This window comes from Chloroflexota bacterium, assembly GCA_034717495.1.
In the GTDB taxonomy this organism is placed as follows: Bacteria; Chloroflexota; Anaerolineae; order JAAEKA01; family JAAEKA01; genus JAYELL01.
Map to the genome: position 1 here is coordinate 52,454 of JAYELL010000100.1, position 13,176 is coordinate 65,629.

A 13,176-nucleotide genomic window follows, 5' to 3' on the forward strand; every position below is an offset into this window, starting at 1 on the left:
CGCCGTCGCTGCACGAGCAAGAACTCCCATGGCAATTACCTTAACACTGTCTCAGTCCAGGCCTCGATCCACCGCTCGCGGTTGGCTTCAATCGCGCCGGCATCGATATCGACGGGCTCAACGGGCACTTCCGCGAAGCGGGTGAACAGATCAGGCAGAGCAGCCTCGCCGTTGGCAGGATAGACAAACATCTGAAGGGGGATATCCTCCTGAAAAGCCCTGCTCAACATAAAATCGACCAGTTCCTCAGCCGCTTCCCGTTGCTCTGTTCCCTTCAGGATTCCGACGAATTCGATCTGGCGAAACGTACCATCAGCGGGAGATATATTGCCGCTATCAGGCTCACTTTTGCTGCTTTCGCTATAAAAGACATCAGCCGGTGGACTGGTGGCATAACTGACCACCAGGGGCCGGTCTCCCTCTCCACCACTGCCCACGGTGAAGTGACCAAAGTAGGCCTCACTCCAGCCATCGGTAATCAATACGCCATTGGCCCGCAGGTCTCGCCAAAAGTCCAGGTAAGAATAGTCGCCATCCTCACCGAAGTGGGCAATGGTAGTCAATAGAAACGCCAACCCTGGCGAGGATGTTGCAGGGTTTTCGACCACCAGCAAGCCCTTGTATGCAGGCTTGATCAGGTCTTCCAACCTTCCAGGCACAGCCAGCCCTTGCTCGTCAAACCAGCGACGATCATAGTTCAGATTGACGTAGCCGAAGTCAACGGGCAACAGCCCAAAGGCAGGATCCAGGTACAGCTCGGAGGGCACAGAGTCCAGCGCCGGGGATCGATAGGGCTCAAAGATGCCGCAGTTGATGGCCCGACTGAGAAAGGTATTGTCGACGCCAAAGAACACATCACCAAGAGGATTGCCCTTGCTCAGACAGGCCTTGTTCAGCGCAGCACCCGCATCGCCGGCCAGCAGGAATTCGACGGTGATATTCGTTTCCTGCTCAAACTGGGTGATCACATCCTCGCTGACAGCAAAGCTGTCATGAGACATCAGAACCAGTTTTTTCCTCGCCTGTCCCGCGTCCGGATCGCTCGTCGGCGCAAATTGAGGGCCACAGGCTGCCAACAACATCGTAGCGACCAACGCAACTATCAGCAAGATTGTCTTTTTCATCTCTTTTTCTCCTCCGCGCAATATCAGCCAGTCGACGAAACATGGACGACCAGCACCATCCCCTCGGTCACACTTACCACCGCGCTCGATTCAACCAAGCGGTTGCTGATGCTCAGCGACGGCCCGAGTGGCAGTTCAGCCTGCTGCAAGGGCCAATGGACTCCCGTCAGGCTGACGCCACCAGCTTCGCCGCCATAGGGTATCAAGGAGAGCGTATCGCCCACCTCACCGTTGACGACGCTTTCACCCCTAACCAGCCAGATCGTCTGTCTGCCGTCAACGATACGTGTGGGCGTGCCGATCAGCTCCGGAAGTGCCAGCAGGCCGAGGTTTCCAAGTGTGTGGTCGATCCTGGCGCCCAGCACACCGGCGATGATGATCTCGTCAGGATCAGCGTCCAATGCCCGGCCCAAGGCGATCTCCAGGTCGGTTTGGTCCTTCTCCGGGGAATATGCCTCCATGGGCACACCGGCTGCGTTAAGCTTTTTCAACACCTCCCGGTCGATGGAATCCATATCGCCCACAATCCGCGTGATGGGCCAGTCCCACTCGATACACCGGTTGGCCCCGCCATCAGCGGCGATGACCACCTCCCCTGGCTGAGGGTCCAGGCCTGGCGGTTTTTCTGCTCGCGGGCTGCTGGCGACGACGAATGCGCGTTTGCTGGCAGTATCTTTACTCATTCTTTGCCCCAATTCCAATGCGCTCCCGCAGCTCCCTTGAATCAACAAAGGCCGCCTGCCTGTAGTCTGGCAAGTGGCCTTTTTGCGCTGGTTCGAGTGCATCCCTACGCCGGCATTACCCAGGTCAGGTTCTAAGGGTCGGTGGCAGTTCGACCACCCTCTCAGCCGGGCGCTTCCCGGCTCCCCTGGCAACGGGTTATCTATTGGGTCAAGTGTAACATCGGGGACGCCTCATGTCAAGTAGGGGTCACCCCTTTCCGCCTCCTATGGCTCTCTGTCAGTCGCTGACCCATGCCAGACCGTTTCGTCGCTGCCCCAGTGGCGAATACCATCGCTGTTGCCAATGGCCCAAACGCGTCGTCGAACTGCGATGATCGGACCATGTTCCCGATCTTTTTCGACAATGGCTGGCGGTTGGGCTTTTTTTCGTCGCTGCATCAGGCGAGGCATCAGATAACGGGCGAGCCGCAGGCCGGCGCTGGCCGCCACGACCGCAGCCCCCACAGCCAGAGGCCGCGCTACCAGGCCAACGGGCAAGACGGACACCGGGGCACTGTTGCGTACCACCAGGGGCCCCACGTCGGGATGAGCGCCACACACTGAGCAGCGAGTAGTTTCCGCTGCCACAGGTGCACCACAGCGAGTACAGGTCCGTCCGTTCTGAGCCATGAACTATCCTCCGGGGAAATGCTGCAAACACCTCAAGAAGCCACCAGCAGTCTAACCCACGATTGAGAGGCTGCTGCTGCGGGGGTGTCCGCGATTATCCAGAGTGTAGCAGAAAACAGGTGAAAACTCAAACGGAACTGTCGTGCTGGCTACCGCGCACATCCGTTCGCCTATGGAGGATGTTGGGTCGGATAGTGAGAGAGAATACGATCAGTTCGCTCGTGTCGAGCGACTCCATTATGAGCAGTTACATGGTCAAAACAATGTTCCACCCCACGAACAGAACGACGAAATGCAACAATTGCCATGCATCTGGCGTGCGAAAGCAGCATTGGAGCGCGTTGACACCCCTTGCTTTGGCTCCCAGTAGAAAACCGTGCCCCTTTGCCCTTTCGGGTCTGCGCTCAGGCCGCGCGGCGGTAGTCGTGGTGTAACCCTCCCTGCACAGGAAAAACCACGACTTTGCCTGTCTGCGGCCGCTCTGCGCCAGACGGGGCGGGTATGTTCTGGTCCAAACCTTGATGGTGTCGAGCCTGATGGTAATAGTTCAAGTATTCCTATGTGACTCCCTGCAGGTGGCGCTCCTTGAGGATCAGGACATGGTCCAGGCACTAGCGACGAAGGCTGCCGAGAAAGCGTTCGCGTTGGGAGCGCTAATTGGCGTGCGAATTTCTATGATGCCCGTCCCTGCTGCCACTGCCGAGAAATGCCCTCCGAACTTGGGGTCATTGTCACGTATCAAATACCTGGGTCCTTCGCCCCAGGGCGTGGCTTCCCGCAATTGCCGCGCCACCCAGGCATCGCTTGGGTGAGAGGTGACGGCAACATGCACGATACGGCGGCTGGCATGTTCAATGATGAGAAAGATGAAGAGGGAGCGGAACATGATGTCGAAGACCTGGGTGAAATCACAGGCCCAGATGTGGGGGGCATGGTTCATCAAAAAGGTGGCCCAGGTCTGACCTGAAGGGCTTGGCGTATCATTACGTGCCATATACTTCTGGACCGTGCGTTTGCTGACTTTGATGCCCGGTTTGAGGAGTTCGCCCCGAATGCGTTCCGCGCCCCAGGTCAGGTTGTCCGCCGCCATCTCACGGATCAGAGAAATGGTTTCTGCCGAAATCCTGGGATCTGATGAGCGTGGTTTCGACTTTCGTCGCCAAATGAAACGGAAGAGTTCACGATGCCAACGCAGAAGGGTATCAGGTTGGACAATGAGCAGCGCTTGCTTCCAGAAAGGAGTGGCGCGAGCGAGCAAGAGGAGTTTGATGCGATCGAAGTTATTGAGTTGCGGACGCTTGCTCTGGCGTTGGAGGATGATGAATTGCTGACGCAGGAGGGCGTTTTCGGCGATGAGATCGGCTTTGCCGCGCGTCAAGTCGGCGGTAGCACCACGCAGAAGGGAAAGGGTGTTGGGTTTGAGCCAGCGTTTGAAGTGAAACTGCACGGCATCGAAAAATCGACGGCGGAATCGACGGACGTTTGATAGCATGTCGCTACTGCTCCCGTTTTGGAGATGTGAAAGCGGGAGTATAGCAGTTTGTCGCCTGCAAATCAAGCGAAGGGAGTGCTCAAATCAGAACGGATATGCGAAGTAGCCACCACGCCGGTTGAAGTCGGCGGAAGAGGAAGTAGGCGTGGTATCGAGGATCTATGCTCGGAAGATCCAGGGTGGCGGCAGCCGGCGATTAGCCTGACGGCGGTAGAGCGCGAGACTGCCGAAGCGAGGGGTCGCGCTCTGGATCTGTGGCGGACTGCAACCGAGTTGCGGCAGGGAAAGCCGATTCCCTGAACTCATTACCACACGCAGTATCCGCCGTCGATGACCATGTCGTGACCACTCATGAAATCGGAGGCCTGGGATGCCAGGTAAACGACGGCCCCCTGCAAGTCGGTTACCTCGGCCATCTTGCCAGCTGGCGTCATGGCCATCCAGGTGGGCATCACCTGCTGGCCCAGCGGGGTCTCCAGCAGATCATCCACCAGCTTGGTGCGCGTGTAGCCGGGGCTAATACTGTTGACCCGCACCCCGCGCGCTGCCCACTCGCCGGCAAGGCTGCGGGTAAGGTGGATCACCGCAGCCTTGCTGGCATTGTAGGCCGCCTGGTTTTGGGGCATATTGACAATGTGGCCCGACATGGAGGCGGTGTTGATGATCTTGCCGTAGCCAGTCTCCAACATCACGCGTGCCTCGGCCTGCGCGCAGAGGAAAACTCCTGTCAAGTTCAGGTCGATAACCCGCTTCCATTCCTCAACCGCCATCTTCTCGGAGTCAGCCCATACACCGACGCCTGCATTGTTGACGCCGATCGTGAGTTTACCCCAGCGCGCCACCACGACGTCCACGGCGCCCTGGACCTGGTCGGGATCGGTGACGTCGGCGGTGACGGCCAGGGCCTCAACGCCCTTGCGAGCCAGTTCGGCCACGACCATTTCGGCGGCCGCCCGATTGATGTCCACGATGGCCACCGCCGCGCCCGCCTCGCCCAGGGCATGCGCGTAGCCACGGCCGATGCCCTGGGCACCGCCGGTCACCAGTGCGACCCGTCCGTCCAGCTGAAAGCGCTCCAGGATTGGTCGAGCTTCGAGAACCTTGTCAGCCATGGGTGTTCGTCCTTTCCCTGCTCATTCCATCACGATGCAAACCTTGCCGCTCTGTCCCCGGTCGGCCATACCGTAGGCCTCAGCCGCTCCGTCCAAAGGGAAGCAGTGGCTGACAGTGACCTCGGGTCTCAGGCGCCACTCGACCAACTTCTCCACCAGGTCCTCCATGTGACCCAGGCTGGTCACCCATGAGCCGTAGACGGTGATCTGATCGTGAATGATAGTCTGGCTAACGTCGAATTCAACATTGTCACCCTCGCCTACCATGGCGCTTCGCCCCCAGCGCCGCGTGCCTTGCAGCGCGAGCAGCCGCCCAGCCGGCGAGCCGGAGCAGTCGATGGACACTTCACAACCCAGGCCATCCGTCATCTCTGTGATAGCCTCTAGCGCACCGTCACCGGCAGCGATTCCGTCGTCCACCGCGCCGATACCTTTTGCGAACTCCAGGCGCGCTGTGGAGATGTCCGCGCCGATCACCCGGGTTGCACCCATCGCCCTGGCGACTAACCCGGCTGCCATACCCACCGGTCCGACACCGGTGATCAGCACCCGGTCCTCGCCCGACACGCTCACACGGTTCAGTGCCTCGTACACGGTGCCGAATCCACAGGCCACCAGGGCGCCGTCCATGTAGCTTAGTTCGTCGGGCAAGGCGATGCAGGTATTCTCCTCGGCCAGCAGGTAGTCGGCGTGGCCACCGTCCCGCTGCCAGCCATAGGCTGCCCTAAGCGGCGAGGTGCAGCTGATCATGTAGCCTTTACGGCAATCGTTGCACACGCCGCAGCCGCTAATATGGTAGATAATGACCCGGTCGCCCTCACGGAAGCGCTTGCAGCCTGGTCCCATCTGGACGATTTGGCCGCATGGCTCGTGCCCGGCGATGACGTTCTGATAGGCCTCCGGGCCGTGACCGAGGTGTTCGCGGTAGATGGCCCGTATGTCGCTGCCACAGATGGAGGAGGCCTTCATCTTCAACAGCACCTGGCCGTGGCCCGGCTCGGGCACCGGAAAGTCAGCAAATTCGACCCGGCGTTGGCCGGGCAATAAAACACCTTTCATTCGTTTCCTCCACGCCGGTCCTGGAAAACCGTCGGCGTTTGCTTCCGTTGACCGTTTTTCACGGCAGCAACATCACTTTTATCGATTCTTCACTGTTGGCCACCAGGTCGATTCCCCGTTGAAACTCGGCCAGGGGCAGACGGTGGGTGACGATCAGGTTCATGGGCAACAGCCCGCGCGCCAGCATGTCGATGGCGACCGGATAGCAGTAGGGACTGAGATGGGAACCATGGATATTCAGTTCCTTGCTGTCGCCAATAATGGTCCAGTCCACAGTCACCAGATCCCGCATCAGGCTGAACTCGACGAAGGTGCCCAGCTTGCGGATCATGTGCAATCCCTGTTCCACTGCCGCAGGATGCCCCGTCGCCTCGATATAGACGTCGCACCCGTAGCCTTCGGTCAGCTTGCGTACTTCGTCCACGACGTCCACCCTATTCGGGTTCAGGCCCATATCGGCGCCGCAGGCTCTGGCGACAGCCAGCCGCTCCTCTCGCAGGTCCAGCGAAATCAAGAGACCCGGGTTTTTTAGTCGGGCTGCGGCCACCATGCCCAGCCCCAGCGGACCGGCGCCGGCGATCACCACCACGTCGCCGAACTCGATTTCACCTCGCTGCACCGCGTGGATCGAGCAGCCAAGCGGCTCGATGAACACAGCATGCTCGATCGGGATGGATTTGGGCACCCTGTAGTTGAGCGCGTCGGCTGGAAACCGCATGTACTCGGCCATGGCGCCGAACGTACGCTGGCGAAACCCGTAGACGTCGTGTTTGTCCTGGCACATCCAGTACTGGCCGCGCCTGCAGAAACGGCACTGCCAGCAGGGCACGAGTTGCTCGGAGACGGCCAGGTCGCCCAGGACCAGGCCATACTTCTGGCCTGCTCCCTCGCCCAGGGCCACAACCTGGCCCACGAACTCATGGCCGGGAATCACCGGCGGCTGGCAGTAGCCCTCCCGGTGTTGGTCGCCCCAGAAGAGCGGGGCACCCAGGTAACACTTCAGGTCGCTGGCACAGATGCCCACGGAGCTGACCTGGATCACCACCTCGCCCGGGCCCGGCTCCGGCACGGCCCACTCCTCGAGACGGTAATCCTGTGGACCATGGCAGACGATAGCCCGCATGGTTTTTGGTAGGGGGGTGTGAGTTTCGTAGGTCACAGGGTGACCTACGGCTGGGCAGTGACCAGTGGCTGTACACCCTTTTGCCTGTTCGCTGTCCACTTTTCACTTTCTACTTTCTACTCCACTTCGCTCCGGGACCTTGTGTCCACTACGATCTGCGCCTTCACCGAGGTAGGCGGCATCTCGACAGCGAAGTCGAAGGCCGCGATGCTGTCGGCAAAGTTAAACGTGTCGGTGATCAGCGGCTTGACGTCGATCTTGCCACTGCCCATCAGGGCCAGCGCCCTGGGATAAACGTGGGCATAGCGGAAAACGTGTTCGACGCGGGCCTCCTTCACTTGGGCAGCCACCACGTCGTAGGGTATCGGCTCCAGGGGCATGCCGATCAACACCACCGTACCGCCGGGTGCTAACGGTTCAAAGACACCGGCGGTGGCCTGCTGGCTGCCGCTGCACTCGAAGACGATGTCTGCTCCCCAGCCATCGGTCAGGTCGGAAACAACTTCCGTCAGGCTCTGTTCGGCCACGTTGACCGGCAGAATCGGCCCCAGCGAAGCGGCCAGATCCAGCTTGGGCTGCACCACGTCGGTCATGACGATTTGACTGCAGCCTCCGGCCAGGGCGGCCAGCGCGGTGACCATGCCAATGGGGCCGGCACCGGTGACCACGGCCAGGTCGCCCGGCTTGATCTGAGCCTTCATCGCGCCATGCATGCCCACCGCCAGCGGCTCCACCATGGCCGCCTCGGCCAGGCTTACATTGTCCGGCACCTTGAAGGTGAAAGTGGCCGGGTGCACCACGGTTGGTCGCAGCACGCCATGGATGGGCGGCGTGGCCCAGAAGCGCACAGCCGGGTCCAGGTTGTACATGCCCAGCCGGGTGGCCTTGCTGTTGGGATCGGGAATGCCTGGCTCCATGCACACCCGATCATCGACCTTCAGATGGCGGACCTCACCACCTGTTTCGACCACGGTGCCGGACGCCTCATGGCCCAGCACCATGGGCTCCACCACCACGAAGGGGCCGATGCGACCGTGGGTGTAGTAGTGCACGTCGCTGCCGCAGATGCCGACGGTATCAATGGCAACCCGGACGTCATGGAGACCGAGCGGCTCGGGAATATCGATATCTCGCAGGGAGAGCTCGCGGACTCTTTCTAGCACCAGCGCTTGCATGACGGGCTCCTTAATTGCTAATTGGTGAATTGGTGGATTTTGAATGGCTAATGGTCGGTGTTGGCCGTGGTCAGGTGTTTTTCAGCCCCAGCGAAGGATAATGTATCCCAGAATGAAGGAGACAACCCCGGCGATCCACAGGGGCAGGTACTGTTCCACAAAGCGCATCCATAGCAGGCCGATGGCGATCGTCAGGATCACGCTGATAAAGACCCGGTCGAAGGTATTGGTCTTCATGGGCAGGAAACCGCGCCGACCGGTATGTTCGACCGGCGCACGTACGGGTTCTTGTTGAGCCATAAGGAACCTCTCGCGGGGCTTACTCCTTCACTGCGCCGAAGGTGAGGCCGGTGACGATATAGCGCTGGATAAAGACCAGGAATATCAGTGCTGGCAGAATGGTAACGATAGCCACGGCAGCCATCTGACCCCAGTTTGTACCGGTAACCGTGACAAACTCCGCCAGACCGGTGGTGATCGTGCGAGCGTTGACGCTGGTCAGCGTTGCTGCGAACAGGTACTCGTTCCAGGCGAAGATCCAACTGAGTATGAACGTGATCGCCAGCCCGGGCGCGGCGAGCGGGACAATGATTCGCCACAGGACCGTCGATCGGGTGGCACCATCCATGTAGGCCGCCTCGTCCAGTTCCTTGGGGATTCCGTCGATAATGCCTTGTAACAACCAAATGGCAAAGGGCAGATTAAACACGCAGTACACGAGGATCAGCCCGATCTTCGTGTCGAAAAGCGACGTGTCGCCAATCCTGAAAACCCGTGTGTATAGGAGAAACAGTGGGAGTAAGAATGCGGCCGCCGGCGCCATACGATTGGTGATAGTCCAGAAGAAGATATTGTCCGAACCCTTTAGCCGCCAGCGAGACAGCGCATACGTGGCGAGTAAGGCCAGAACAGTCACAAGCAGCGCATTGCTCGTTGCCACGATGATGGAATTGGTCAAATAGCGCTGAAAGGCGGGGCTGGAAAGCGGTGTAGTGTAGTTCTCGATGTAGAAGGACTTGATAAGTAGCGTTGGTGCGTCGAACAACTGCACACGGCTACGGGACGACACCACGAACATCCAGTAGATCGGCAATACCGTGAAGACGGTCAGGCCGATCCAAAGAACATAGAGGCCAATTCGGTTCAGGGTTTTCTTTCGGGGCGCGGTGGTCATGGACAGTCTTCCTACTCTCTCTGCTTACCTACCTGGGTGAGGGCAATGAACAGTAACCAGCAAGCCACGATGGTGAAATACAGTACCAGGAGGGACATCGCCGATCCGTACCCATAGTCGGTCTTTGGGAAAACGGTGCGATAGATATGGAGGCCTACGAACCTGGTCGACAGTCCTGGGCCGCCGTTGGTTAGCATGAAGGCCTCGTCCACGATGCGCAGGGCGTCCATGAAGCGGATGAAGACCACCGTCAGGATCACCGGCATCATCATCGGGATGGTAAGATAACGAAACACCTGCCAGCGATTAGCCCCATCTACCAGGGCCTGCTCCAAAGGCTCCTTGGGAAGCGCCGTCAAGCCAGCCAACAGGGTAAGGGTAACGAACGGTGTCCAGTGCCAGATATCCATTACAATGAGAGTTAGCCAGGCGTGAGTAGCGGAGGTACCGATACGGAAGGGATAGTCGAAGAACCTGTCCAGATAGTAGGGGACCGGCCCGAACCCAGGGATGACCAGAAGCCGCCAGGTTGCGCCTACCGCGATGGGGGCCACGACCAGAGGCAACACGTAGATGGTGCGGAAGAATGAACGTCCACGGAAAGGAGTAACGAGGGTTTGAGCCAACAGGAAACCCAAGACTAACTCCACCGAAACGACGATGAAGGTGAACTGGAATGTGCGCCCGAGGGAATTGAGGAAGTCCTGGTCGAAGACCAGGCGGCGGTAATTATTGACGCCGGCCCAGGTCATGCCTCGGACGGCCGAAAATACGTTCCAGTCGTAAAAGCCCACCCACAACACATAGAGGAAAGGTAAAAGCCCCACGATGAAGAGAATAACCAGTGTCGGCGTGAGCATTCGCCAACCCATTCGATTTGAACGCATGCCGTTCATCCCTTTGTCCGATACGAGGCCAGATACGCACGCGATGTACGGGTATCCGGCCTCGTCGGTGCCCGTTGGGCATAGAAAACTCGGGGGGGGGAAAGGCCGTGGGGTGCGTCCCACCCCACGACCAGCGGTTAACGAAGATTGGCTACTCGCCGTAACCCAGGTTGACCAGCTCAGCGTCCGCAGCAGCAGCAGCAGCGTCCATGGCATCGGCTGCTGACATTTCGCCGGTGATCGCCTGCCAGATGAAGGGCGCGATTACCTCGCGCACCTGGGCGTGGAAGGGGAAGGGCGGCGCGCCGCGGAAGAGGTATCCCTGATCCTCCATCATGGTGAAGTAGCCATCGGTGATGGTATCGACCTCGACGACCTCAGGGGCATCATAGGTGGAATCCATGACGATGCGCGAGCCAGCGACGGCCCATTCAGGCTGCACTTCCTCCTGGCCGACGTATTGCAGCCAGAGCAGGGAGCAGAGCGGGTTCTTGGAGGAGTGGGGCATGGCGAAGGCACCGCCGTCGTAGTAACCGATGTAGCCGGCTCCGCTCTCAGCATCCTCCATAACACCTTCGTACACTGGCGGAAGCGCCACACCCACGCTGCCGACCACCTTGGAACGCTCCGGATCTGTCGCGATCCAGGCAGCGTTCTCACCGTATATCCAGCCTTGGGCAGCGCGGCCGGCGGCGAAGGATGCAGCCACCTCGTCCCACGTACTGCTGGTGGTTTCCGGCGGGGCATACTCCAACATACTGACCCAGAACTCCAGGGCTTCCTTGGCGCGGTCGCTGTTCATCTCGCCACCTTCAGCCTCAGACGCCTTGTAGTTGTCCATGTTGATACCCCAGTTATAGACACCAAAGCTGGGGAGAATGGTCTCAAACACCTCGTAGAAGGAGGACACGTGGCCTGAGGCAGCCTGTACCGTGGTTCCCCACAGTTCCATGTCGTTCTCCTCAGCGTATTTGGTGAAGAACTCGGCGTTGTCTCGATACTGATCGAAGGTCGTGGCCGGCGCCAGGTCATAGCCATACTGCTCATTGAAGGCAGCCTGGACATCGGCGTCCTCGAACAGATCCTTGCGATAGAGGTTGATCTTGATGAAGGCCTCCATCGGGACGCCATAGACGTCGCCGGTATCGGGGTCCTTGAAGTTGTCGATGAACGTGGTGAACTTGCTCAGATCAAAACCCTCGTACCGGAGCTCCGGATTATCTTCCAGAAGCTGGCTGATATTGGTCAGATAATCGTTGGCCAGGGCGGCGTAGATGAAGTCCTGCTCGGTATACCAGTAGTCATAGATACCGGTGCCGGCCTCCATGTCCTTGATGCCCTTGTCGTACATCTGATCCCATGAAGTCAGCTCGTGCTCGACCTTGATGCCGGTCTCCTCGGTGAAAGCGGGCGCCAGCACGTCGGCTGCATAGGTCGAAGGGGGTGTGCTTTCGCTTACACCCCGGATGGTCGTATCAACGCAGCCGGCTGCTTTCGCAGCCTCGGCCCACCAGTTCATCTCCTCGGCCGGGGCGGCAGCTTCAGGTTCGGCCTCCTCTGCAGTAGGGGGTTCAGCTGGAAGCTGCGCAGGTACAGCGGGAGCCACACAACCAACCACCATGGTGGCGATTAACAAAACGGCCAGGGTGATCCAAAATTGGGAACGCATGGATGTCTCCTCCTTTGAGAGTTGAGCAGGGCCAGCAGCTTTGCTGACCCAAATTGTTTTTTTTGCCCTCTGGCCCAACTTGAGCAGCTGGTTTGGTCCCAACACACTGCCCTTCGTTCACAGGCTGGAGGATAGTCACGCCGACAAGTTTGAGTTTGCGCTCACCTCCTTTTTCGTTCGCCATCCCGGAAGTGATGATCAAATTGGGGTATCGATTCGAGCCGGGAAGCTCACCACCATGTCCAGAATGGGCCTCGGCGGTCAAACGACCGCAGTGAAGGAAAACGAGTGCGTGGCACTCGTGCGACAACTTGAGGTGCCTGTCGGATGGACATAGAAGTGGCAGGAAGGAACAGACACCCTTCTAGAGTATATACGTAGCTGAGAGGAAAAACTATGATCTAGATCATGTTCTTGAGGAAAAAAAGAGATAATGCAAATTTGTTTCTGTAATAGTGAGAATGGGCGTGATGTCGGCCAACGCAGCGTGGCTCAAGGATAGTCAGCTGATTGTCGGCGTCAAGGGCTTCGCAAGTCGCCCTTCGGGCCATCCTCTGCTTGCGCTGGTGCGCCGTGCAGCGGTGCCCAGTGACCTCGCCTGCGCAGCTGACAGGGAGCCACCTAACGCTGCATTGGCCAAGAAACATTGTTGGTCAGAATGTCCCTCTGGTGGGACAAGAACATTAACAACTAATCCGCATCGAGACGCAAGTAAACCCTGCCGGTCTGCCACTCCTCGCTGATCTCCATGACAACGGCTGTGACCAGCCGCAGACAGGAAGCCTCGTTGGGAAAGAGCACCGCTACTCGAGATCGGCGCCGTATCTCACGATGCAGTCGCTCCAGGCCATTGCTGGTGCGCAAGCGACGCCGATGGGCTTCAGGAAAGGCGAAGACTGTTAGGCCTTCGGGAATGTTCTCTTCCGTCCAGGTCGAAAGTCGAGCAGCTCGCTTCTGGTACTTCTCCACCAACTGGGCTAACAAGCGTTCCGCTTCCTGCCGATTGGCG

General features: G+C 59.0%; 14 protein-coding genes and 1 riboswitch. Of the genes, 1 reads left to right on the plus strand and 13 read right to left on the minus strand.

Annotated features, from left to right (window positions below):
- Positions 1-35: 35 nt before the first annotated feature.
- From U9R25_17770 to U9R25_17825, 12 genes are all read right to left on the minus strand, one after another.
- On the minus strand, positions 36-1,124 hold the full coding sequence (locus tag U9R25_17770) for a thiamine ABC transporter substrate-binding protein (protein ID MEA3337747.1): 1,089 nt from the start codon (positions 1,122-1,124) through the stop codon (positions 36-38).
- A 23-nt stretch (positions 1,125-1,147) separates the two neighbouring features.
- A complete protein-coding gene (locus U9R25_17775; GenBank protein MEA3337748.1) occupies positions 1,148-1,807 on the minus strand; it encodes a thiamine diphosphokinase in 660 nt (219 codons plus the stop codon).
- An 84-nt stretch (positions 1,808-1,891) separates the two neighbouring features.
- Positions 1,892-2,004: riboswitch (TPP riboswitch) on the minus strand.
- A gap of 67 nt (positions 2,005-2,071) precedes the next feature.
- Positions 2,072-2,476 carry a hypothetical protein gene (locus tag U9R25_17780; protein MEA3337749.1) on the minus strand — a complete coding sequence of 135 codons (405 nt, stop codon included), beginning with the start codon at positions 2,474-2,476 and terminating at the stop codon, positions 2,072-2,074.
- Positions 2,477-3,068: 592 nt separating this feature from the next.
- Positions 3,069-3,968 (minus strand): helix-turn-helix domain-containing protein, encoded by a 900-nt coding sequence (locus U9R25_17785; GenBank protein MEA3337750.1) that lies wholly within the window; start codon positions 3,966-3,968, stop codon positions 3,069-3,071.
- A gap of 305 nt (positions 3,969-4,273) precedes the next feature.
- Complete coding sequence (locus U9R25_17790) at positions 4,274-5,080, minus strand: glucose 1-dehydrogenase (GenBank protein ID MEA3337751.1); 807 nt, start codon at positions 5,078-5,080, stop codon at positions 4,274-4,276.
- A 21-nt stretch (positions 5,081-5,101) separates the two neighbouring features.
- Positions 5,102-6,139: a zinc-binding dehydrogenase gene (locus tag U9R25_17795; protein MEA3337752.1), complete on the minus strand. Its 1,038-nt coding sequence runs from the start codon at positions 6,137-6,139 to the stop codon at positions 5,102-5,104.
- Between the two features lie 58 nt (positions 6,140-6,197).
- On the minus strand, positions 6,198-7,262 hold the full coding sequence (locus U9R25_17800) for an alcohol dehydrogenase catalytic domain-containing protein (GenBank protein ID MEA3337753.1): 1,065 nt from the start codon (positions 7,260-7,262) through the stop codon (positions 6,198-6,200).
- A 116-nt stretch (positions 7,263-7,378) separates the two neighbouring features.
- On the minus strand, positions 7,379-8,437 hold the full coding sequence (locus U9R25_17805; protein ID MEA3337754.1) for an NAD(P)-dependent alcohol dehydrogenase: 1,059 nt from the start codon (positions 8,435-8,437) through the stop codon (positions 7,379-7,381).
- 81 nt (positions 8,438-8,518) lie between these two features.
- Positions 8,519-8,737: a DUF2160 family membrane protein gene (locus U9R25_17810; GenBank protein ID MEA3337755.1), complete on the minus strand. Its 219-nt coding sequence runs from the start codon at positions 8,735-8,737 to the stop codon at positions 8,519-8,521.
- Between the two features lie 19 nt (positions 8,738-8,756).
- Complete coding sequence (locus tag U9R25_17815) at positions 8,757-9,611, minus strand: carbohydrate ABC transporter permease (GenBank protein MEA3337756.1); 855 nt, start codon at positions 9,609-9,611, stop codon at positions 8,757-8,759.
- 11 nt (positions 9,612-9,622) lie between these two features.
- Positions 9,623-10,498, minus strand: coding sequence for a sugar ABC transporter permease (locus U9R25_17820; GenBank protein ID MEA3337757.1), 876 nt, complete (start codon positions 10,496-10,498; stop codon positions 9,623-9,625).
- A 151-nt stretch (positions 10,499-10,649) separates the two neighbouring features.
- Positions 10,650-12,167 carry an extracellular solute-binding protein gene (locus U9R25_17825; GenBank protein ID MEA3337758.1) on the minus strand — a complete coding sequence of 506 codons (1,518 nt, stop codon included), beginning with the start codon at positions 12,165-12,167 and terminating at the stop codon, positions 10,650-10,652.
- A 40-nt stretch (positions 12,168-12,207) separates the two neighbouring features.
- On the opposite strand from U9R25_17825, the gene U9R25_17830 reads away from it, so the two are divergent.
- The gene (locus U9R25_17830) at positions 12,208-12,504 is read left to right on the plus strand and encodes a hypothetical protein (protein ID MEA3337759.1); all 297 of its coding nucleotides are present in this window, start codon (positions 12,208-12,210) and stop codon (positions 12,502-12,504) included.
- A 353-nt stretch (positions 12,505-12,857) separates the two neighbouring features.
- Here U9R25_17830 and U9R25_17835 read toward each other — a convergent pair.
- On the minus strand, positions 12,858-13,176 hold a 319-nt coding region (locus U9R25_17835; GenBank protein ID MEA3337760.1), incomplete at its 5' end, for a transposase.

What these genes read in the sequence shown, in the direction of transcription:
- U9R25_17790 (MEA3337751.1), bottom strand. Translation starts at nt 5,080, where the DNA reads ATGGCTGACAAGGTTCTCGAAGCTCGACCAATCCTGGAGCGCTTTCAG.
- U9R25_17775 (MEA3337748.1), bottom strand. Translation starts at nt 1,807, where the DNA reads ATGAGTAAAGATACTGCCAGCAAACGCGCATTCGTCGTCGCCAGCAGC.
- U9R25_17815 (MEA3337756.1), bottom strand. Translation starts at nt 9,611, where the DNA reads ATGACCACCGCGCCCCGAAAGAAAACCCTGAACCGAATTGGCCTCTAT.
- U9R25_17795 (MEA3337752.1), bottom strand. Translation starts at nt 6,139, where the DNA reads ATGAAAGGTGTTTTATTGCCCGGCCAACGCCGGGTCGAATTTGCTGAC.
- U9R25_17810 (MEA3337755.1), bottom strand. Translation starts at nt 8,737, where the DNA reads ATGGCTCAACAAGAACCCGTACGTGCGCCGGTCGAACATACCGGTCGG.
- U9R25_17785 (MEA3337750.1), bottom strand. Translation starts at nt 3,968, where the DNA reads ATGCTATCAAACGTCCGTCGATTCCGCCGTCGATTTTTCGATGCCGTG.
- U9R25_17820 (MEA3337757.1), bottom strand. Translation starts at nt 10,498, where the DNA reads ATGCGTTCAAATCGAATGGGTTGGCGAATGCTCACGCCGACACTGGTT.
- U9R25_17825 (MEA3337758.1), bottom strand. Translation starts at nt 12,167, where the DNA reads ATGCGTTCCCAATTTTGGATCACCCTGGCCGTTTTGTTAATCGCCACC.
- U9R25_17780 (MEA3337749.1), bottom strand. Translation starts at nt 2,476, where the DNA reads ATGGCTCAGAACGGACGGACCTGTACTCGCTGTGGTGCACCTGTGGCA.
- U9R25_17805 (MEA3337754.1), bottom strand. Translation starts at nt 8,437, where the DNA reads ATGCAAGCGCTGGTGCTAGAAAGAGTCCGCGAGCTCTCCCTGCGAGAT.
- U9R25_17800 (MEA3337753.1), bottom strand. Translation starts at nt 7,262, where the DNA reads ATGCGGGCTATCGTCTGCCATGGTCCACAGGATTACCGTCTCGAGGAG.
- U9R25_17770 (MEA3337747.1), bottom strand. Translation starts at nt 1,124, where the DNA reads ATGAAAAAGACAATCTTGCTGATAGTTGCGTTGGTCGCTACGATGTTG.